At 57.6% G+C, this 21,191-nt stretch carries 15 protein-coding genes; 10 read left to right on the top strand and 5 right to left on the bottom strand.

Annotated features, from left to right (window positions below):
• Nucleotides 1-3: 3 nt before the first annotated feature.
• The 3 genes from H8274_RS02370 to H8274_RS02360 all read right to left on the bottom strand — a co-directional run bounded on the left by H8274_RS02370 (nucleotide 4) and on the right by H8274_RS02360 (nucleotide 7,584).
• Nucleotides 4-5,253, bottom strand: coding sequence for a hypothetical protein (locus H8274_RS02370; protein WP_185933738.1), 5,250 nt, complete (start codon nucleotides 5,251-5,253; stop codon nucleotides 4-6).
• Between the two features lie 75 nt (nucleotides 5,254-5,328).
• Nucleotides 5,329-6,336: a PIG-L deacetylase family protein gene (locus H8274_RS02365; RefSeq protein WP_221884758.1), complete on the bottom strand. Its 1,008-nt coding sequence runs from the start codon at nucleotides 6,334-6,336 to the stop codon at nucleotides 5,329-5,331.
• A gap of 3 nt (nucleotides 6,337-6,339) precedes the next feature.
• Nucleotides 6,340-7,584: a glycosyltransferase gene (locus H8274_RS02360; RefSeq protein WP_185933737.1), complete on the bottom strand. Its 1,245-nt coding sequence runs from the start codon at nucleotides 7,582-7,584 to the stop codon at nucleotides 6,340-6,342.
• Between the two features lie 304 nt (nucleotides 7,585-7,888).
• On the opposite strand from H8274_RS02360, the gene H8274_RS02355 reads away from it, so the two are divergent.
• The 8 genes from H8274_RS02355 to H8274_RS02320 all read left to right on the top strand — a co-directional run bounded on the left by H8274_RS02355 (nucleotide 7,889) and on the right by H8274_RS02320 (nucleotide 18,270).
• Nucleotides 7,889-8,731, top strand: coding sequence for a tyrosine-type recombinase/integrase (locus tag H8274_RS02355; RefSeq protein WP_185933736.1), 843 nt, complete (start codon nucleotides 7,889-7,891; stop codon nucleotides 8,729-8,731).
• A gap of 158 nt (nucleotides 8,732-8,889) precedes the next feature.
• Complete coding sequence (locus H8274_RS02350) at nucleotides 8,890-9,069, top strand: hypothetical protein (RefSeq protein ID WP_185933735.1); 180 nt, start codon at nucleotides 8,890-8,892, stop codon at nucleotides 9,067-9,069.
• A 121-nt stretch (nucleotides 9,070-9,190) separates the two neighbouring features.
• Entirely contained in the window at nucleotides 9,191-9,442 is a 252-nt protein-coding gene (locus tag H8274_RS02345) for a hypothetical protein (RefSeq protein ID WP_185933734.1), read from the top strand.
• Entirely contained in the window at nucleotides 9,423-10,208 is a 786-nt protein-coding gene (locus tag H8274_RS02340; protein ID WP_185933733.1) for a ParA family protein, read from the top strand. The genes H8274_RS02345 and H8274_RS02340 overlap by 20 nt, the downstream gene beginning before the upstream one ends.
• Nucleotides 10,209-10,463: 255 nt before the next feature.
• Nucleotides 10,464-10,802, top strand: a complete 339-nt coding sequence (locus tag H8274_RS02335; RefSeq protein ID WP_185933732.1) for a hypothetical protein — start codon at nucleotides 10,464-10,466, stop codon at nucleotides 10,800-10,802.
• Nucleotides 10,803-10,959: 157 nt separating this feature from the next.
• Complete coding sequence (locus tag H8274_RS02330) at nucleotides 10,960-11,580, top strand: hypothetical protein (protein WP_185933731.1); 621 nt, start codon at nucleotides 10,960-10,962, stop codon at nucleotides 11,578-11,580.
• Between the two features lie 865 nt (nucleotides 11,581-12,445).
• A complete protein-coding gene (locus tag H8274_RS02325; protein ID WP_185933730.1) occupies nucleotides 12,446-13,267 on the top strand; it encodes a hypothetical protein in 822 nt (273 codons plus the stop codon).
• A gap of 17 nt (nucleotides 13,268-13,284) precedes the next feature.
• Nucleotides 13,285-18,270, top strand: a complete 4,986-nt coding sequence (locus H8274_RS02320; protein ID WP_221884757.1) for a helicase-related protein — start codon at nucleotides 13,285-13,287, stop codon at nucleotides 18,268-18,270.
• 104 nt (nucleotides 18,271-18,374) lie between these two features.
• Here H8274_RS02320 and H8274_RS02315 read toward each other — a convergent pair whose 3' ends face one another.
• Nucleotides 18,375-18,725: a hypothetical protein gene (locus H8274_RS02315; protein ID WP_185933728.1), complete on the bottom strand. Its 351-nt coding sequence runs from the start codon at nucleotides 18,723-18,725 to the stop codon at nucleotides 18,375-18,377.
• 558 nt (nucleotides 18,726-19,283) lie between these two features.
• Between H8274_RS02315 and H8274_RS02310 the strand changes: the two genes are divergently transcribed.
• The gene (locus tag H8274_RS02310) at nucleotides 19,284-19,667 is read left to right on the top strand and encodes a MobC family plasmid mobilization relaxosome protein (protein WP_420807968.1); all 384 of its coding nucleotides are present in this window, start codon (nucleotides 19,284-19,286) and stop codon (nucleotides 19,665-19,667) included.
• On the top strand, nucleotides 19,615-20,010 hold the full coding sequence (locus H8274_RS02305) for a relaxase/mobilization nuclease domain-containing protein (protein WP_244924499.1): 396 nt from the start codon (nucleotides 19,615-19,617) through the stop codon (nucleotides 20,008-20,010). The genes H8274_RS02310 and H8274_RS02305 overlap by 53 nt, the downstream gene beginning before the upstream one ends.
• On the opposite strand, the gene H8274_RS02300 is transcribed toward H8274_RS02305, so the two are convergent.
• A protein-coding gene (locus tag H8274_RS02300) for an IS3 family transposase (RefSeq protein WP_185933549.1) occupies nucleotides 19,984-21,179 on the bottom strand; the annotation gives its coding sequence in 2 pieces (ribosomal slippage) (nucleotides 19,984-20,897 and nucleotides 20,897-21,179; 1,197 coding nt in all). The genes H8274_RS02305 and H8274_RS02300 overlap by 27 nt on opposite strands.
• Between the last annotated feature and the right edge of the window lie 12 nt (nucleotides 21,180-21,191).

Here is a 21,191-nt window from a genome sequence, read left to right as displayed (position 1 = left end):
GATTTAGCGGCCCGGCTGGGAGTTTTGGGAAGAACCCGGTTTCGAGTTCTGGGGAGAAAGCAGACCGGAACGGCGTACCACGTTGCGCAAAATCGCGTCAATTTGGGCGCCGCGGCGCTTAATATCCAGTTCGGCGCGCAATGCCTTCATGAAGTCCAGTTCGCTTCGTTCCACACCGTCCGAACCGATCCAGGCCACCATGGCATCGAGCTGATCGTCCGAATATGCGGCGAGCGGCAAACCCGGGGTGATCTCCGGGCGCGGGCCGCGCTGTTTGCGTGCCTCTTCCCGTTCCGTTTGGGCGGCGGCCTGCGCGAGTTCCCGTTCTACTTCCGCATGGTCATCTTCGGTACCGAAAGCCGCCCAGGCTGCACTTTCCACCGTGCTCGGCACTTCCACCGGTTCCGGCCCGCTCGGGGCTGGTTCTGCATCTGCATCTGGCCGGCGCAAAAGCTCAATAATCCGCTCTGTTTCCCCAGCCGGATCCAAGAACAAGGAAGCCGTGAAAGTCTGATACACGCGCCACCCTAGCTCTTCCAAAACCTCGGCCGTATAACGGTCCCGGCGGCGCAGCGAAGGCTCGGCCACGTAGTCATCGACGTCGAGCAACACCGCAACCTTGTGCCCCGGTTTCACGCCCGCTTCCACCGCGGTGCGCACGGCGGCGTCGGCACTGCAACTAGCGTTGTGGGCACCGCTCATACTAGGCGCCACCACCGCTTCGCTCGTACCGATACCAGACAGCTCCGTACTAGCCGGCAAGGCGGCACCGCCGCCGGAGACCGCACTAGGCGCGCCCGCACTCGGGGCGGTGAGGTTTCCAGTCGGAGCGGAAGTCTCGGTAGACGCTCCGGAAAGCGGCGCAATAGCAGCTGACGTACCGGCGGGGCTTTCCGCGGGTTTAGTTTCGTCTTCGTCACTTTCGGTGACGACGATGGGGATCCGCATCCCCGAGTCATATCCGTAGTGGGTGGCCACGGAAAGGCCGGCGGCTTGGAGGCGGCTTACCAGGTCAGATTCCAGAGCGGTGAAGCCCACCATGCTCGGTTCGGCATGGTTAGCGCCCCGCCCACCCGCAATATCGAGCAGGTATGCGAGCAGGCGCGGGCCTTTCCCGCTCAGATCGTCGATGTCGATTTCTCCCGGGCCGATCGCGGAAATGATTCGCGTATCGCGCCGCGCCGCACAAACTGCTGCCACCAAACCGGAAACGCCTTCCGGCCGGTGCAGGGGGCCAAAGGAGTGGAGTACCCGGCCGTGTACGGTTTTCCCGAAGCCGACCGTGAGAATAATAGAATCGCGGCGCAAACCTTCCGCTTCTACCACGTTGAGCACGGCGAAAGGTTCGGACCCGGATTCGCGCAAGCCATTGGCGAGGGCCGGGTTTTCGGCCACGGCCCGGTCGATTGCTTGCCGTACCTGTTCGGTGTGGCTTTCCGATATTGATACCACTGCCAAGGATTCTTGCGGCCGGCTCAGCGCGTGGTTGACTACCGCATCTACTACGGCGTCGACCTCGGCCGGGGTAGCTTCCACCATGCCGGTGGAAGGGGCAGGCACGCCGCGCCCATCTACCACGGTAAGCAGGTGGGGGTCATTTTCGCGCGTGCTTGGCATGGGGACGAGGACGTCTCCATATCCGAGTTCGGATAGGAACTCGGTGGCCAGGCCGTCATGTTGGGTGCGGAAGGCAGGTAGTTCTACGTGCGGTAACACTTCGGCCAAATCCGCCAGGGCGCTGCCGGGTTCTGCCCCGCGCACATCCCCAAAAGCGGCGATCTGCCCACCGCGCACCATCACCCCCAAAACACGCGAAAGCGGGGTGCTACCAATGCCATCTAGGAGCACTACGTCCGCCCAGGGGGCGGGCGGCAAAATATGTGCCACCACGGCGGCCGGCATTACCCACACCGGGCGGGAAGCTTGGACCAGCGCCGAATAATCGCGGGTAACTTCCGGGAGAGCCGCTACCCCGCCCGTGCCCAAACGCGCATCCAACGTGAGGGTATCTTCCCGGTATTTACGCGCAATATTGCGCATATTTGTTACCGCGGCCCGCATAATCGGCCCCGGCAAAGTTTCCGTGTGCTGTTTATCGAGCGTGCGGAACTGGGTGAGCAGTTCGGTAAGTTCGGCCGGCCCCAAATCGGCAAGCACCGTATTGCGAGCAATGAGCTGTTCGAAAATCGAATTGGTGAGGGCCAATTCGAGTTCGCTCGCAATTTTTTGTACCGGAACTTCGCGTTGCGCGCAGTCTTCCACCAGTGCGCCCAGCCCGCGCCGGTGCAAACCGGAGAGCAACTCATTGCGCCGCGGCTGGCTGGCAATCACCGATTGGCCGGCCGCGAGCTTGCGGGTCAAAGCCAAAAGTTCTTCGATCGGCATCTGGTCAAGTTTGCCAATGCCGGGCAGGAAGCTTTCCAGTTCGGCTACGCGTTCTTCCACTTCCCGCGCGGTAGCGCGAATCATCGGCATACCTTCCGGCAAAGTGGGCCAGGAAGAATCCGAAGAATACCGCCGCCACACTTCCCGCTGTTTTTTGACCTCCAGCAAAGCATGATGCATGTCGTGCACCGAAACTCCGGGCCGCACATAGTCCTTGGCTTGTTTGCGCAGTGCCCGGCGTTGACTCCGCTTCATGCTTTCCCCATGCTGGGCGCGCCATTCATCGGTCGCGGTCGCAATCACCATATCTTCCACCGAGCGGGCATAAATATCCGGCTTGAAAACGTCGAGCGTGGCGGAAACGCCGTCGAGCATCTTGGTTTGTTCGATCCACGCGGCCACCGTGGCCGGCCGGTCCAAACCGGTTTCGGAAGCGATCCGTTGCGACTGTTCCATCGCCAAGGGCACGGTTTCGCTCGCCATTCGCGATGCTACCGAATAGGCACGTTCCGCTTCCGCTTCGGTACGGACCGTGGAGGTTGCCCACGGCGAACCGTCCGTCCCTTCAAAAGCGCCGGCCCGGGCCGCTTCCACCAGCTGTTCGAGCACTTCATCCCAGTGTTCGTAAACGTCGCGTGCCACATCCGCAGCCAGGCGGACTTCCGTAGCCGGAGCGTGCTGCCCGTGCGTGAGTTGGGTGAGTTTTTGTAAGACGTCGTGTACGGACATTCCCCACGCCGGATCGGTTTCGTGCAGAGCCGCCACATAGTTTTTGAGGGCCCGCCGGGTTTCCTTGAGCCGCGCCCGCAATTCTAGGGTAGCGGCGTCGTCCACCTCCGGTATCCGTTGGCGCAGGCCGGTACGCAACCGCAAAGGTGCCCCGTCCAAATCCGTAAAGTCGACGACGAGGTTGCCCACGCCGAGCCGGTTCATTTCTTCCACGAAAGCGCGCGCTTCGTTCGCGCTTCCGGGCACGTACAAAACCGAACGGCCCGAACCGGCAGCGTCGGCTGCCACGGATACTTTCGCCCCGAAGTCGTTAGATCCGGGCGGGGTGTCAATAACGACGTCGCGGCCCGTGGCTACGGCTTCCACCGCCGCCAGTTCGGCTACGTCCTGATCGCCTACCCCGCGTTCACCTTCCGGACTGCGGTCTTCTTTATCGGCCGGGGCTAAGGGAACCGTGGTGAGTTTACGGGTTTCGGTATGGCCCGCAACTGCGGCCAACACTCCCGAGCGGCGAATATAGGGCCGGGCTTGGTTGACGTCTTCGAGGATTTCCCGGTTCGGATCGATGAAAATTCCGAGTTTGCGGGCCGGTGTATAGCTCGCGCCCGGCAAATATATTTGCGCGAGTTGGCGCACCTGGTTGAGCGCTTCGTCTTCGCTCATGGATCCCAGGGAAGAAAGCTTGCGAATCTCCCGGGTGGGAGTGCCGTGGGCGCGCAGCGCCGCAATAATCTTCGGGTTCACGGAAATATCCCGCGTGGGGACGATGCGGCAATCTTTGCCTTCGTCTTCCAAACGGACCGTGCGTAAAAGCACCGCGTGGGTGACTTCTTGGACTTCCCGGACTGCTGTGCTTGTTTCCAAATATGAAGAATTAGGGCGGGCGAGGGCCTCGGCTTGCGCATTGTCATCTACCGGGCCGCCGCTGTAAGCAGAACTGCTCGCGGCAGAGTTCACGGTAGAGTCGCCTGCCGCGAATGCGTGGGTGGCGACGCCGGAGGTGCTGGCCGTGCCGGCAGTGCTGGAAGTGCTAGAGGTACCGGTTCCGGAAAGATTAGCGGAGGCCAGGCCCAGGCCAGCCTCAGCAGCGGCTTCGCGCCGGCGGATTTCTAGCGGATCAAGTTTGAGTTCCCCGGTTTCTTCATAAAAGTTTTCGAGCTGGTCGCCATCTTTGCGAGGAGGTAGTTCCGTCCAGGTGATCTCCCCGATCGCGAAATGTACTACCGCATATCCGTACTTTTCCCGGTTTTCCGCGATTTTTTGGCGCAGTTGGACCAGCGTGCTGAGCGCTTCGTTTTGCGCGTACGGTTCCCGGATCAAAGACGTGAGCAGGGCGGGCGAGCCGGAAGCGATTTGCGCGGCACCGGTTGGATGCGGATGGGTGAGATCAATTACCGGATTGGTGCCTTTAGATTCGTTTTCAGCGACCGCGGCGGTAAGCTCTTGGCGCCATTCATCTAGCGCTGCGGCCAAAAGCTCTTCCCGGCTAGGTTCCGGTAGTTGCACCGCAGGTTCAGCAGCTTCTTCCGCGCTGGTCGTGGCGGTGGCACCGCCCCCGCCCCAAAAGCTTTCACCGCTAAGGCCGGTGTTCCGCGCTTCTGCGTCACGTGAATCAGTACGGGAAGAAGTGCCGGCAGCCCGGTACCGACGGCCCGAACGTAAGGTGCTACGGCGCGACCAACCGCCACCCAAGGCTGCGTGCCGTGCCGGCGGAGTTCCCGCCGCCCGGCCCGGCCCAGCGGAGGGCAGTGATTCCGCACTCGGGGCCAATGTTCTACTCGTAAGTTGGGTTTCGCTGCGCGCGGTTACATCCCGGTGAAGTGGTAGTTCTAAATCAGCGGGAGATTCTGCCGCGTTATCTGCGGCACTGTTGGCAGAGGCGAAGCTGGCACCGGTGGTGCCCTCCGCTGCGCTTGTGGTTTCGCCGGGCGTTAGTGAGAAGCCCGCGGTGCTATCCGCGCTCGGCACGGAACCGGGTTCCGTGAAGCTGGCAGCCTCCGAGTTGGCGACCTCGGAACTGGCAGCACTCGGTGCGGGGCTTTCTGCGCTCGGTGTGGAGAATTCCCCGGCTTGTACTTCCTCCACGCCCTCGCGGGAGGCATTATTTTTATTGCGATTGCGCTTGAAGAAAGGACTCACACCAATACCGTAGCCGCGCGCGCATAAAAAATCTTGATCCTCGCCGCGATATTTTTCGCACGTTACCCGTATTTCTCAGGGCAAAGATCGGGCACGCAACCCGGCCTGCGCGTAAATCTCCTGGTATTGCCCACCCACATGCCGGATCATTAGGCGTCCCTGTTTTTCAACCAGTGACAATTGAGTTCGATACTCCGCCAACGCGCGGGCCGCCGTATCCACATAGCCGCTCACATCTACCCACGTAAAAGCGCCCTCGGCAGGCGGGGCAACAGCCGCACCGCCGGGCGTAATACCGGGTGCGCTGCCGTAGGTATCGCCGGAGGTATCGGCGGAGGCAACGCTGCTGCCGGAGGCAACGCCGCTGCCGGGGGCAATGCCGCCGGAGGCAATTTCGAAAAGCGGCAGGCCGGTGCGCCGGGCCACACCAAGTGCGATTTCATGGGCCCGTAAATGATCCGGGTGCCCGTAGGACCCTTCCGCGTCGTAGCCAATTAGCACCGTGGCACCGATGGCCGTAGCCAGGGCAACGGCGTCGTCAACCTCTTGGGCCAGGGGAAGCAAAGCCAGCGCATTTGCGGGAGCCTGCGGCGCCGGACCAGCCAGGCCTTCCCGAATCCACCGCATCCCCGAATCCGAATAGTGGCGCGCGTGGGCGCCGGGGGCCAAAGCCGGCGGAGTGCCCAAGAAATATCCTGCCTGGGCGCCCAGGATTTCCCGGCCACGCGCAGTTTCCCGCAAACGTTGCGCAATAAAATCCTGCGCGGTGGCATTTTCCGGGAGCACCCCGGGAATTGCCTCCCCCATTTCGCCGCGCGTGCAGGTAAGAATCGAAACTTGGGTGCGGGCGGCCAACGCGGCCACGAGGGCACCGGTTTGCACGGCTTCGTCGTCCGGGTGGGCATGAATGAAAAGCACGTGCCCCATAACTACTTGCCGAGCCGGAGAATCCAAAAAACTTGCAAGGTCGAGCGGGTGGGAGGGGCTACTTCCCGGGGGCAAAGTGTTTCCCAGGGTTAGGGAACTTCCCGAGGCCGGCCGAGCCGGGTTATTTGCCGGATTATTCTTTGCGTGTACGGGCATGTTTTATGAAACCACCGATTCGTAGGCAGCAATATATTCACGCGCGACCTTATCCCAAGTGTGGGCGAGGGCGAACTGGCGGCCTCCGGCCGCATGCTGGGCCCAGAGTTCTGGATCTTCCAAATAACGCACTACCGCTTGCGCCCATTCAGCAGGTTCGCGCGTGCGGCACAAGGTTCCCGTGACGCCGTCGCGCACGGATTCGGGAATCCCGGAACTGCGCCAAGCTACCACGGGTATCCCGGAAGCGGAGGCCTCCAGATTGATGATCCCAAACGTTTCTGAATAGGAAGGGCTAATAAGCAACTTGGCATGGGCGAGCATGATCGCCAGGTTTTGCCGGGAAAGCGGGCTAATCATGCGTGTATCCCCGGCCACGCCCACCGCGGCTGCTAAGTCTTGCAGGTCTTGTTCATAGCCCGCAAAATCACTGGACGCTTCTCCCGCAAGCACGAGCAACGGCCGGGAGGCAACCGGAATTTCTGCCAGAGCGCGAATCGCCAATTCTGGTGCTTTCAAAGGTTGCAGGCGCGCCGCGAAGAAAATGTAGGGCCGCCCCTCCGTAACCCGCATTACTTGCGCCGGTATTTCCGTGCCGGTAGCCGGATGGAACAGTTTTGTATCGACCCCGGGTTGCACCACTTTTACCGGGCCGCGCGGCTGCCCGTAATGGTCGGTAATCATCTGTGCTTCGGCCTGCGAAACCGCCACGATCAGATCCGCGGTACGCGCAATTTCGGCTTCCCCAGCCGCCCGCCCCGGAGATTCGGCCGGTTCCCCCAGTTCCAGGCCCGCCCCTTCCGGCGCGGCTACCGAATGGTAGGAAGCAACTAACGGCACCCCGGCCCGCCGAGCTACTGGCGCGGCGGCCACGCCCGCAAACCAGTGGTGGGCGTGGATAATATTCACGCCTTCCCCATAGTTTTCCCACCAGTTTTGGAACTCGCGTGTGAAAGGCGCAATCAGGGATTCCGCCGCGGATTTAGCGACCATACAGGCCGGGCCGGCCGGCAGGTAGAAAACCCGAATTCCCGGGCTGACTTCTTCCACGTAGGGCATATTCGGAGCAAAATGCCTGGTCACGATATCTACGCGGTGGCCGTGGGCAGCGAGCGCGCCGGCCACTTTGGTGACGGTAACATTTAGCCCGCCCGCATCTGCCGAACCGGGGGTTGCCAGCGGAGAGGTATGCACTACGGGCATTACAATGCGCAGGGCTGGCTTTTCTTCCTCGGTTTGCTTACCCATCGCTTCCTCTCCGGGCATTTTCCTTCGGCAATAAAACACGGCGCGAGCGTAGCGGCACGCGCGCGCATTACATACCCGCGGCGGTGCCAATTCACCTGCTCGCCGGGCCAATCAGGCGCCCCGACCTTTTCGTGCCCCCGAAAGGATTCGAACCTTCGACCTACCGCTTATATTCGCGAAGCTAGTGTATCTGTTTTTGCCTTAGCTTATATTTGGACTTTCGTTTTCAGTAATTGCCGGTACCGTCAAGTCTTCGACCAACGGTAACGCCATCCACTCACGTGGCGTACGTTACCGTAATTTCATGAGAGATGTGAATTTATCTATTTGCATGAAATGGGAAAAAGCGATGACCGCACAAAATCTAAGCGTAAGAACCATTAACGAAAGAATACGAGTGGTATCCGCCTTCGCCCGCGACATGCATGTAGATCTATTGGAAGCGGGAGTCGAGCAAATCCTGGAGTGGATTGCTGACAAACCGTCAGCAAACACCAAGTGGACCTATTTCAGGTCGCTAAAAGCTTTCTACGTATGGCTTACCGCGATGAAATATGCGCAAAATAATCCCTTGGAACACGTTCCGGCACCAAAATGCCCGAAACATCACCCACGACCGGTAGCAAATGTACACATACAAAGAGTTCTATCAAGTAATCTTCACCGGCGAACCCGCGCAATGATACTACTAGCCACTTTCGCGGGGTTACGCATTCACGAGATAGCCAAAATTCACGGTAACGACTACGACCCCGAAACTGGTCAGCTAACGGTTTTGGGTAAGGGAAATCAACTAGCGATCATTCCGCTGCATCCAACGTTGCAAGAGTTCTTCGCTCACATGCCCTGTGATTCGTGGTGGTTCCCTTCCTATATTCATCCCGGAAAGCCAATAAAAAGCAGTTCTGTTGGACGCACCATATCTGAGACTTTTGGTCGGCATGGCATCCGGATGACCGCCCATCAGTTACGTCACTCCTTTGGAACCAATTTGGTAGCAAAAGGTGTCGATATTCGTGTAGTGCAAACCCTTATGAGACATGAGTCTCTCCAATCAACGGCTATCTATGTCGCTGTGGATGACACACAGAGACGCGACGCCTTAATGAAGCTCGACATACCTAAACCCGAACGGAGAATTGCGTGATTACCAGAAATCACAACGACGAGGCGGGGTAAGCAGTGCTCAGTATCAATAAAACGAACCGAAAGAGACAAATTAGACCTCATTAACTCCATTGACCCCATTATCCCTGTTAGGGCTGTAAGCCCTGATTACCCCTGTTATTCGGTAAGGAGTGCGTTATGGAACGAAAAAACCCTGCAGTGGCACCGCCCTGCTCTACGGGTAAGGCGCGCTTAGAAGAAGTTTTGCACCGTGTGGAAACCGGCACCAGCACCGCCCGCGACGCCGACACGATCCGCGCCTATATCCACACCATAGAAACCCAGAAAACCCCAGAAGGAGAAGATGATGAGGGTTGAAAACCATTTATGCCTGGGCAGCTTGATCGCCAAAACTCATGAAACCACCAGCCAAATCAACGCCAGCACCGCGGGAACTGCCGGCGGTGCTGGCGTTGATTGTTAATTGAAAGGAAACACCATGGATCAGCCACATATCTATTTCACGGAGGACCACCGCATGGTCATGTACGTATCTGACGTTCTTCGCCTGATCGACGACACTGAGGGGCGTCTATCTTCCCAATTCGCGCAAGCCGCCATGCGCGCAGCTTCAGGGCAATTCCAAACCCTACACGGTCGCAAGCCCACAATGGACGAGCTCGCCACGACCCCAATCATCACTGCATGGAACAAGGAGATGGAGGCCAAAAATGATCATCGCGGTATGTAACCAGAAAGGAGGGGTAGGTAAAACCACCCTGGCCACCAACATTGCTGCAGGGCTTGCCACCCAGGACGCGCCCGCGCTGGTCGTGGACGGTGACCCGCAAGGCAACGCGACGACTGCACTCGGCTTGACCACTAACCCAGAAACCTTGACACTCAATGACGTTCTCGCGGCCATTGCAGCCGGGTCCGCACCAACCGTCACCCGTGAAGCAATACAACACGCAAGCCCGGCATGGCCCGGCGTCGATATCCTCCCTGCCGACCGGTTACTAGCCTCACGGGAAGCAGATACCAGCTTGGGGCGCGAAAGCCGTCTAGCCACCGCTCTGCAAGGCGTGGCCAACACTTACGCGCACATCATCATTGACTGCCCGCCAGCTCTGGGTATGCTCACCACGAATGCGCTTGTCGCCGCTGACCAAGCGCTCATCGTATCCACGGCACGCGAAACCAGTGCCGACGGGGTAGCCGAAATGGTATCCACCATTGCGACCGTGCGTACGCACTACAATCACGGTTTATCGCTGGCCGGGATCGTGGTCAATCAGTACCTGCCCGACCGAGTAGATCGGCGCACGTGGAAAGAAAACTTGGCAGCTTACTACGGCCAATATTTGATCGACACACACCTGCCAGAACGCGAATACATCGCTCGCGCAGCGTCCACTCACGCCCCCATCCCCCACGGTATCGACCCGCAAACCGATAACGCGCTCACTGCGATCATCACCACGCTAACCACAACCCAAGAAAAGGACCCCAACTAATGGCATCTATCAAAAACATCAAGGCAACTCTCAACGACCCGCAATACGAGCAGATGTTCAATAAAGCAATCGCCACGACAATCGGGCCACATGGATAAACCTTTCCTGCCTGGCCACGCGGCTTGTGCTCACCGTGGAATCCAGCGAAGCTTGCAAAGCCATCGCAGAAGTTCGCTACCAAATAGAACAAGCCGCCCAAACCATCCAGTGCACAAACGGCTCACTTTAACTTGATGAAACGCAGGAGAACATGACATGAAAAAACCTAACGTGCACGACCTAGCAAGCCTAGCGAAAGCACCCGTAACAGACCCGGTCATCACCGCAAACCCAGCCCCGACCCGTCCGGCTAGCACCACCATTTCCAGGCCCGGGCAAACCCGCACGAAAATCGCGGTCTACATGGAACAAAGCGAGGCAGAACGCACCCGGGCTGCCTACAACGCTCTACCCGCTACCAGCCGACCACCATCTTTTTCCCAATGGCTAGCCACCATCATCGCCCAAGCCGTAGACCAAACCGAAAAAACCACCGGCCCACTCCACGGCATACCCGCCGGCCAGCTACGCAAAGGCCGCCCACTCAACCCATAACACCAACCACCCAAAAACAAGGACAAAAACGGGGCCTACAGGGTTTACAGGACTAACAAGGCTTATGGGGCCAATAGGGCTATTGACCCCATAAGCCCCGCCCCGTACCAGCCGCTCTTACCGGCGCCGCTAAACACGGAAAGGAAACCGAAAGAAAATGGAAAACATTCAAAGCACGGAAAGCGGGGCTTTCGACGAAGGTGCAGTCATTTTCCGCAAAATCGGTGAAGAATGGGTTATCGATGGCATTGACCTTGAAGAAGGCACCACCCGCTTCGTACAAACTAAAAAGGGCCCGGATAAAGAAGTGATCGTAGGAGAACTCATTGAAACCTCCCACGGCGTGGATACCGCACACTTCCACTGGCCTAACAGCGCCGATCCCGAAACTGTTGCAGACGGCACCATCATTTTCAGGAAAACAGACGGCGAATGGACCATCCAAGGCCTCGACCTTTCCGAAGGCGAAGAAGTCATCGCCACCACGAAAACCGGCAAAGAACGAGCCGTCAAAGTCACCGAGATCATCGCCATGGACGACAACCTCGCCACCGCCCGATTCGTATGGCTCGATCACCCAAACCCCGCGACCATCACCTTCACCAAAAACCCCGAAGGAGACGGCTACCTCATCCAGGGCAGAGGCCTAGAAGAAGGCACCACCGTGCCCGTCATCAAAAAATCTGGCAAACCCGTACGCGTCATTGTCCAGAACATCATCACCGACGACGGTACCCGCCAAACCGCGACCTTCACATGGCCAAAAACACCCAAATAATAAACTCTACCCCTCATAAGCCCCACAGGAAACAAAAGAGATAAAAAGGAACAAAAGGGCTAATAGGGTTTATGGCGCCAATAGGGCGAATGACCCCATAACTCCTATTAGCCCCCACTCATTCTTACTGTTCGGCACGCCAACCAACGAAACAATACGGAGGTATGGATCTTTCTCCATAGTTGTGGGAGTATTCGTGTCATGGATAGGAGAGTTGAACGCCGACGCGATGACCGGTTCAAAGATGTACACTTTAATTGTCCGACCGGCTTGCATAAGAGGATGCGCGTGTATTGCGCGCTGAACGATGTCACCATAACCTCGGTCATCATTTCCGCAGTGAATGAATACCTGGACCGAGCGAGGGAAGACATGGGGCCGTCAATCGATTAGTTTTGTCGCTGCTTACCTAGCGCGCCGACCGTGGAGAGGCGTGCTAGGACAGTGGAGAAGAGCGGGGACGCACAACGTGCGTCCCCGCTTGCGTTTATCTCTACATGAATGACTTACTCTCCATGGCCACCGCTAACGCCTTCCGCGCCGCGCTAACCCCGCCCGCGCACCTATACCCGCAGGTAAGGCAGGCAGGCGCAGCCACGGCAACGCTAGCCGCCAGCCCCACACCACCTTTCCGCAGAGCCCGACAGGGCCGTGTAGGTGCACGCCCGGACGGGCGCGCACCTAGTCTTTGGGCAGGTCAGGGCACCTATTTGAGAAAAAGTAGAACCCATGCCCACAACAAATGATGGAGCCATGGATGTTTCTCCACATAAGGATTATATTGGAGGTAGGCAACCGATGGTTGAAGAACAGTTGGCGTTCAGTTTTGATGGCTTGTTCGCCGTGAAAGTGGAAGGACGAGGAGATGATGTCGAAAGATCCGTTCGCAGCAGCCGCGCACATGCTCGGGTCGAATCCGGAGGAGCGGGAAGTCTTGGAGGAGAGTCTGAGAGGCGCGATCAGTTTGCCCGATCCGATCGTGCAGGGAGAAACGTTCTTGGAGACGGTGCAGAAAACCGAGCAAGCCAGATGGGTGAGGCGGGAGATGCAAGCCGAGGAGCTGAACGCGATCATGGCCGAGTTCATGCCGATCCAGGCGTGGAGATTTTGGGAGGAATGGCTACCCGAGCACCCGCAGGCTCACCCACTTCTGGCGGACCTGTTCGCCAACTGGGAGACGTACTTTCCCGAGGAAGAGTTCCCGGAGACGGAAAAGTGGGACCGGCTGAACATCGAGTGGGAGGACTACCTGCCGTACATCGACGAGGAGGACTCGGAGGAATCGGCGCTGGAGACGATCACCTCGAACCTGAGAGACCTCGAGCGGGCAATGCGGTGGTACCTCGAAGTGCCGCTAGCGAGGTTTTTGGCGGGGCGGGGAGCGAAAATTCACGCGAACGCGGAAAGCCTGATGAGTATCTGGAACACATATTGGTTCGCGGATCCGGACGTGACACTAGCCCAAATGATGGCCCCTCCCAGCCCGGACGAGGTACCACTGGGACGGTGGATATGGAAATTCATGGGCGAGGAAGCAGTGGAAACGCAGCTGTGGGACCTGGCGATCAACTACGAGCGATACTACCCGGCCGGGCCGGTGTCCCGGTGGCTGCTGGAGTGGATCGACGCTCATCCGGATCGCGTCGCGGAGGGGTACAAGGAAACGCTCTACGAGATCTTCGAGTAGGTCCTTCTCGCACGCCCTTGTCTTCTCCCTCGGGTTTCACGGCCCGCGTGGATGCTAATATCGCCGCAATTGAAACCCTTTCCCGCGTCGAGGGCCGCCCTACCCCCGCCCAGCAAGAAATTCTTGCAGCCTGGTCCGGGTGGGGCGGCCTTTCACGCATCTTCGACGAACGCGAAACGTCTGAGAGCCTTGTCGCCCGACGGGAAAAACTTCACGCCTTGCTTGGTGAAGACGGCTACCGCGCCGCCCGGCGCGGCGTGCTTGACGCCCACTACACAGCCCCGGCATATTCGCGTGCAATATGGGCAGCCCTCACCGAATGCGGAGCTACCGCCGGGCGCGGTTTAGAGCCCGGGTGCGGGGCTGGATCCTTTATTTCTAACGCGCCGGCAGACATGGCAATGACCGGGGTGGAGCTGGACCCGACGACTGGCCAGATAGCCCAGGTTCTGAACCCGGATGATGAGATTCGTATTGAAGGTTTTGAGAAGACGCAACTTCCTGCTGTGTTCGATGTGGCTGTGGGCAATGTGCCGTTCGGTGATATTCGGCTACAAGATCGGGCACACAACCCAGGCAACCACTCAATTCACAATCACTTCATTATTAAAAGCCTAGATTTGGTCAAAGCTGGCGGCTACGTTGCTTTGCTGACTTCGTCCTTTACGATGGACTCGCGTAATCCGGCGGCACGCCGTGATATGTATGAGCGCGCGGACTTGGTGGCCGCGTTGCGTCTGCCCTCGGGAGCACACCAGAGTACCGCCGGCACGCAAGTAGTCACCGACCTTCTAGTATTCCGCCGCCGCGCGGAAGGAGACACTCCGGGCGATGATACATGGACGCTCACCGCACCCTTCACGCTCACCGACCAGGATGGAAATGCCCACGATCACGTGATGAACACTTACTGGGCGGCCCACCCTACCCATGTACTGGGTGAGATGAGCCTTGCCAATGGCATGTATGGCAGTCAGACATTGACTGTTACAGGTGTGCGCGACAAAGAATTGGCGACCAGGCTGCAAACCACCCTCACCGACATACTTCGCATGTCTCCCCTGGCCTACCACCCGGTAGAACAAGGCGAGGTGACTCTCACACATGTGGAACTGGACCAACCGGTTGGTTCTTTGCGGGCAACCGCCAATGGTGGGGAGAAGCTTAGCGGAAATGGCACGTGGGAGCCGATCCGGCTAGCGAAGAAACACGTACCCGAGTTCCACGCGATCATGGAACTGATGGAAAACGCGAAAGAACTTGTGGCGTTGGAAAGCGTGGAGCGGGGCTATTCCGCCCAGCTTGAGGACGTACGTTCACACGTGCGCACCCTATATATGGCCTACACGCAAAAATATGGGCCGTTGAACCGTAATGAAAAACGTGCGACGATTCGCCGCAAGAAAGACAAGGACGGCACTGTCCACGAAGAAGAAACCTTGCGTGTTATCTACCCGCCCGCCGTTGTCGCCGCCCGGCGTGATCCACGCGCAGCGGTCACATTCGGCATGGAAAAATTCGATGACGAGACGGGCACGGCCCGCCCCGCCGATATTCTTTCCTCCCGGCAAATCTATGCACGCTACACCCCTAAAGGAGCTGACTCCCTCGATGACGCACTACAACTTTCCTTAGAAGCACGCGGAAAAATCGACACTCAATATATTGCCTACATGCTGGGCACGAATACCGATCCCACCGAGGACTTGCTACGCGAGGGCCTCATATTCCGCGACCCGGATGCCGGCCTTGTGATCCGCGAGGAATACCTCTCCGGAAATGTGCGTCGCAAGCTAGACGCGGCCCACGAAGCTGTACTCACCGATAACCGCTATGAAGCAAACGTTGCCGCGTTAACCGAGGTCTTGCCACCCGATATTCCCCGCCACCAGATTGCCACCGAGATTGGGGCTCAGTGGATCGAAACGGAAGACTATCAAGACTTCCTTCACCATCTTTTGCGCACGTCCAAAGCCGTGGTACGCCGGTCAGGGATAAGCGACTATTCGGTAACGCTCAACGGCGCGCCAAGCGATGATTTCCTGCAAACCACGAAGTGGGGAACTCCGGCCATGCGGGCCTCGGAGATCTTCCGCCGCTTGCTCTCGAGTAAAGAGATTACCGTCAAGCGTGAGGACGAAGAGGGCAATCTGATTATTCTACCAGGCCCGACCGAAGCCGCCAAGGATAAAGCCGAACAGATCCAGGCGGAATTCTCACGGTGGATTTGGTCAGATGCCGAGCGGGCTGATCGGCTCCAAGCCAAATACAACCGGCAATTCAATTCTTTAGTAGGCCGGGACTATTCACGGGCAGGCGACCGTTTACGCTTGCCTGGCCTGGCCTCATCTATCACACTCTACGAGCACCAAAAATCGGCGGTGGCACGCATGATTGGAGAACCAACAGCCGGCCTGTTCCACGAGGTTGGTGCCGGGAAGACCCTGGAAATGATTTGTGGGGTGATGGAACAAAAACGCCTCGGACTGATAAACAAGCCCATGGCTGTTGTCCCCAACCATTTAGTTGGTCAGTTTGAAAATGAGTGGCTGCAAGCCTACCCCGCGGCCCGCGTGCTAGCGATTGACACTGCTAACCTGCAGAAAGAGGGCCGGGCTGAATTTTTCGCGCAAGCGACAACTTCCCAGTGGGATGTCATCATTGCTTCCCAATCCGCTTTTACGAAACTCGCACTATCTGCCGATTCCTACGAACAATACGCCCGGCACTCCCTTGACCAATACGACCGGCTATTGGAGTTCCTGCGAGAAAACGGGGAGGAAAAGTCTGTAGTCTCTGTTGAGAAAGCACGCAGAAGCCTAGAAACCACGATCACCCGCGAGATTGACAAGCAACGGATAAAGCAAGACAAGGGGGCGCTCACCTTCGAGCAACTTGGGGTTGATTACTTGGTGGTTGATGAGGCGCACAGCTATAAGAACCTTACTATTGGGGCCGGCAAGCAAACCGCTGATCTTCTTTCTAACGGTTCGGGGCGGGCAACTGATATGGATATGAAGATCAACTGGTTGCGCGACAATGTTTCACCCCGGTGCGTTACTTTCGCGACTGCCACGCCCGTGGCTAACTCTATGGGGGAAATGTTTGTTATGACCCACTATTTGCGCCCAGATTTGCTTGTCGATGCGGGCGTGGACGTGTTTGACGCGTGGGCTAAACAGTTCGCGGTCCGGGAGCAAAACGTTGAGCTTAACGCGGCCGGCCAGTTCACCGTCAAGGAACGATTCGCGCGTTTCCAGAATGTGCCAGAACTACTTGCCATGTGGCACACCTTCGCTGACGTGAAACTCGCAGCCGATCTTGACCTAAAAGTCCCCGAGCTTGCCAAACGCAGCGAAGACGGTAAACGTCAACCCGTCACAAAGACAGTGGACTTGGGGCCAGCCATGGCAGAGTTCCAAGAACGCTTGGACATGCGAGCCCAAATGATCTCAGCGCGACATGTAGACCGGCACGCCGATAACTGGCTAGCCGTGACCGGGGACGGGACCACTTTTGCTCTTGATGACCGTCTTTTCTCCCCCGAACGGGCCGAGCGGGCCCTCGGTGATATGGACACGAGCGACGTCACCGAGCGCAAAGTCGATGTGGTTGCCGCTCAAATCCTTGACGTCTTCAACCGGACAAAAGACAACGTCTATGTCAACGATGACGGGGAGGAGGACTCGGTACGCGGGGCCTTGCAGATCGTTTTTTGCGATCAAGGAACCCCGAAAAAGAACGGGTTCTCGGTCTACGAAGAACTCCGTGAGCTACTTGTAGAAGGCGGTATCCCACGCGAGAAGATAGCATTCATCCACGACGCGAAAACCACGGTTGAGAAAACCCAGCTGTTTTTGCGCGCCCGCACGGGTGGGGTCAACGTGATTATTGGTAGCACCGAAAAAATGGGGACCGGGGCAAACATGCAAGACCGTGCAGTGGCTATCCACCATGTCGATGCACCATGGCGTCCAGCCGATATCACCCAGCGGGATGGGCGTATCATCCGGCAAGGCAACCAAAACAAGGAAATCGAATCCTACCGGTATGTCACCTTGCATTCTCTGGACGCCTACCGGTGGCAAACCTTGGAGAGAAAACAATCGTTTATCTCTCAGGTCATGCGTGGCAAGTTCGACGGCAGGGAAGTCGAAGACATCTCGCAAGCCCAAATGGACTATGCCGAATCGAAAGCGATCGCAACCGCCGACCCGCTCATTATCCGACAAGTCGAACTGAAGAATAAGGTAAGCAGGCTCTCGCGTTTGCAAGGATCTTGGGAGTCAAACCGTGGCTACAACCTCTCACGTGCCACTATGTTGAAACGGCAAGCAGCAAACCTTAACCGGCTACGCGACACGCTCAAAATAACACTGGCAGAATACACGGGCAAAGATTTTCGCATGACCATCATATCTGGCGACAGGCATATGCGCTCTAGTTTCACAGACCGGCGCGAGGCAGCCGAGTTCTTGAAAACTTTAGCCCACCAGGAACTATCAGCCGCCCAGCCACTATCTAACGGGTACGGTGACGTCTACCAAGCGCGCACGCCCTACGATTTCCGCGCCAGCATAATCATCAACGGGGTCATCCTTAAGACCCTGTCCTACCAGCCGCCCAAACGCGAACCGACCCTTCTTCTCACGCCCGCGCCCTTCTACTACGCGCAGCGACTAGACATGGAAGGAAAAACACCATGGAATCAGCAAGTAGTAAAAATACCCGTCAGCGAACTACGCGCACCCACCCACAATACGATCATCCGCATCGAGAACCTAGTCAACGATCTGGAAACTCGCTTGCAAAAACCGCTCGCCAAAATCCAAGAATTAGAAGCCGAGATAGAAAAAATCCAAGAATACGGCGAGCAAACCTCCCCCTACCAAGACGAGCTAACCGACACGCGCGACGCACTCGACCACGTCAATAAAGCAATAGCCGCCCGCTCTCAAAACGGGCCCGAACCCACCCGGGGCGGGCCAACCATCAGTAGATAAGAACCAACCACACACAACGCGCGTGGAGGGCGGGCCCCTTTTAGGGTCCGCCCTCCACGTACGCACAGTGCCCGCCCGAGCGCGAGGCTTACGTGCCGGTCACGTTATTCGTGGTGTTCCTCGCCAGCCATGCCAGGCCCACCAGATACGCCACCTTCCCCCTCGCCACTACGAGACACATCCTTTTGCGCCTGCAAGTTTTGCGCCTTCGAGCGAAGCACGCGCGCTGCCAACGTCGATGGCGCGACCGCTTTAATGATCGACGCGCGGCGCATCCCCGCCGCTTCCAAAGCATCACGCTGTTTCAAAACTTCCGCGTGAGCCTGTTCCATCACCTCCACCGCTGCAACCAACTTACGCATAGCCACACGCTTGACCTCCAGAGCGGCAATCTCAGCCTGAAAAACCTTATCCGTCATCTCATCAAGCTCGCTGCGGCGACCCGGAAACTCCATACTCTCAATCCCCGATCAAAAAACCGGCGATGAATCTCCCATCGCAAACCCTACCCCACCACGGCCCGCGCTGCTGTTTTCCCCACCCACCACACACTTCTTCAACCGCCTAACTATCACGCCTGCACGTAACCTACGAAAAACTTCACCCGCTACACTTTCACGCCACGCCGCACCAACCGAATATCTTCACACTATAACGATTTAAATTTGCCAACCATGATTGCAAAACTTGCTCGCCTTATGTTTTGACAGGCGGCGCAAAATTTTTCCCTTCACCGCCGGCCCGCAACTCCTTTCCGCCGCAAGGAATTGCGCCAGCGCGGCGCAAAGCGTCGCGCTGCACCCCGCGCAGCCCGCCGGCAGGCGGGATAAAGGCGAAAACCGAAACGGTTTTCGCTGTTCTTACAGCACCTAAACAACACCCCGCGCCTGGGGCTTTCGTCCCAGGCGCGGGGTGTAGCAGGCGCGGGGTGTAGCAAGATTAGCAGTTGTCCGGACACAACTGCCCCGCTTGTGCTAAACTTGGGATACCCAAACCCCTTAAGGAGACATGAAATGTCTGCGAATAGGAGGCGGACAGTCCGTAAGGACCTGTATTTTTCCGCCGTGGAGTGGGACCGGATTTTGCGCCGTATGCGCAGCACGCATTGCACGAACTTTTCTCAATTTGCACGTGACGCTCTCGCCAGGGGACGCGTCGAAGTTGTGTACAGGCCCGAGCGCGATCAGGAATTGATCGCGCAGATTGCGCGCATCGGTAATAACATCAACCAGATTGCCCGGTGGGCTAACACACAGCGGGGCATCACGATCGAGTTGTCGATGGAAGCGTTGAGCTTGCTTGAGGAAGTTCGCCGCCTTGTGGCAGATAGGCCAGTGAGCGCACATGGCGATCATCAAAGTCTTACAGGTGAAAAAGACTCTCGGGTTCTCGATTGACTACATTTGTAATCCTGACAAAACGAATGGCGGGATTATGGTCTCGTCGAATTGCGCTGCCCCGCAATTCCCGCGCGATATTGTTCGCGCGTTCGAGCAGACGGTGGCGCGGGCCGAACGGCAGCGCCGTTCGGGCGGTTCACCAACCCTGATTTTGGCCCACCACATCATTCAGTCCTTCAAGCCTGGTGAAATTGATGACCCGAATCTTGCTCACGACCTTGGTGTGCAGCTGATAGAAAAAATCACGGGCGGGGAACACGACTACGTCGTGGCCACGGGCCCGACCCCCGGAAAGTGGACATGGGGGTGGTGTTTATGCTGCAAGGTCAAGTGTAGCTGACGCGTGTTTTTCGAAGGTGTCTGGGGCCTGGTAATTGCACCAGGTGTGCAATCGTTTCGTGTTATACCGAGTACACCACGCAAAGACCTGCCGGCGGCAGGAGAGCATGTTGGGGAAAACCTTCGCATTTTTGAGAACTTCTCGTTTGAGCGTTGCATTAAATGACTCTGCCAGCGCGTTATCGGCACTACTGCCTACAGCTCCCATGGATTGTTGTACTCCCAACTGGCGGCATGTTTCTTGAAATACAGAGGAGGTGTATACACTGCCGTGATCAGAATGGAAAATCGTTCCACGCAAGGATCCTCGCTGGTCTGCGGCCATCAGTAATGCCTCTCGGGCGAGTTCAACACGCATGTGATCTGCAATCGCAAAACCGACCAGTTTCCGGGAGAAACAGTCAATCACAGTAGCCAGATACATATTCTTTTGCCCGGCAAGGGGAAGATATGTAATGTCCCCGACAAGCTTGTCGTTAGGCCTGGCCGCGGTGAAATCACGCTCGAGAAGATCATCAAAGACCCGCTTATGTGGATCACTGACAGTAGTGCGAACACGACGTTTTTTCGTAAAACCTGCCAACCCGAGAGCTTTCATCACCCGTGCTACGCGTTTGTGATTTACCGGCTGGTCCGGGGTCTGCGCAGTAAGCAACGCGGCTATACGTTTAGCACCATACAAGCCACCTTCCGCCTCGAAAGCGATCCGAATTCGCTCCCCTAGCAGCCCGTCAGCGTATACCTGTTGCTCGCGCCGGGCCGCATTTGCGGCCCACTTGTAATAGGAAGAACGCCTTACTTTCAGTACGGTACACATCCGCTTGACTGAGAACTCAGTACGGTGGTCCTCGATGAACTTGAAGCGGATCACAAGCCCATCTCCTTCGCGAAATACTGCGCCGCCTTGCGCAAAATATCGCGTTCTTCTTTCAAAAGCGCGTTTTCCTTTTCGAGTTGTCGGATTCTCTCTGCTTCAGATAAGACCCGCGCCGCCTCTGCTTCTTTGCGCCGCCTGGCCCGCACCCCGGTGCCAAACTGGTTTACCCAGTTTTGCAGCGAATTACGATTAATTCCCAGATCAGAAGCAACCTGCGCCATTGAAGCCTCGCTGGACTCGTACGCGGCTACCGCGTCTTTCTTGAACTGCGCGGAATATGTTTTACGGGACATGGTAGAAGACTA

Source organism: Actinobaculum suis (genome assembly GCF_900618115.1).
GTDB lineage: Bacteria > Actinomycetota > Actinomycetes > Actinomycetales > Actinomycetaceae > Actinobaculum > Actinobaculum suis.
This window is presented reverse-complemented; position numbering and strand designations above follow the sequence as displayed.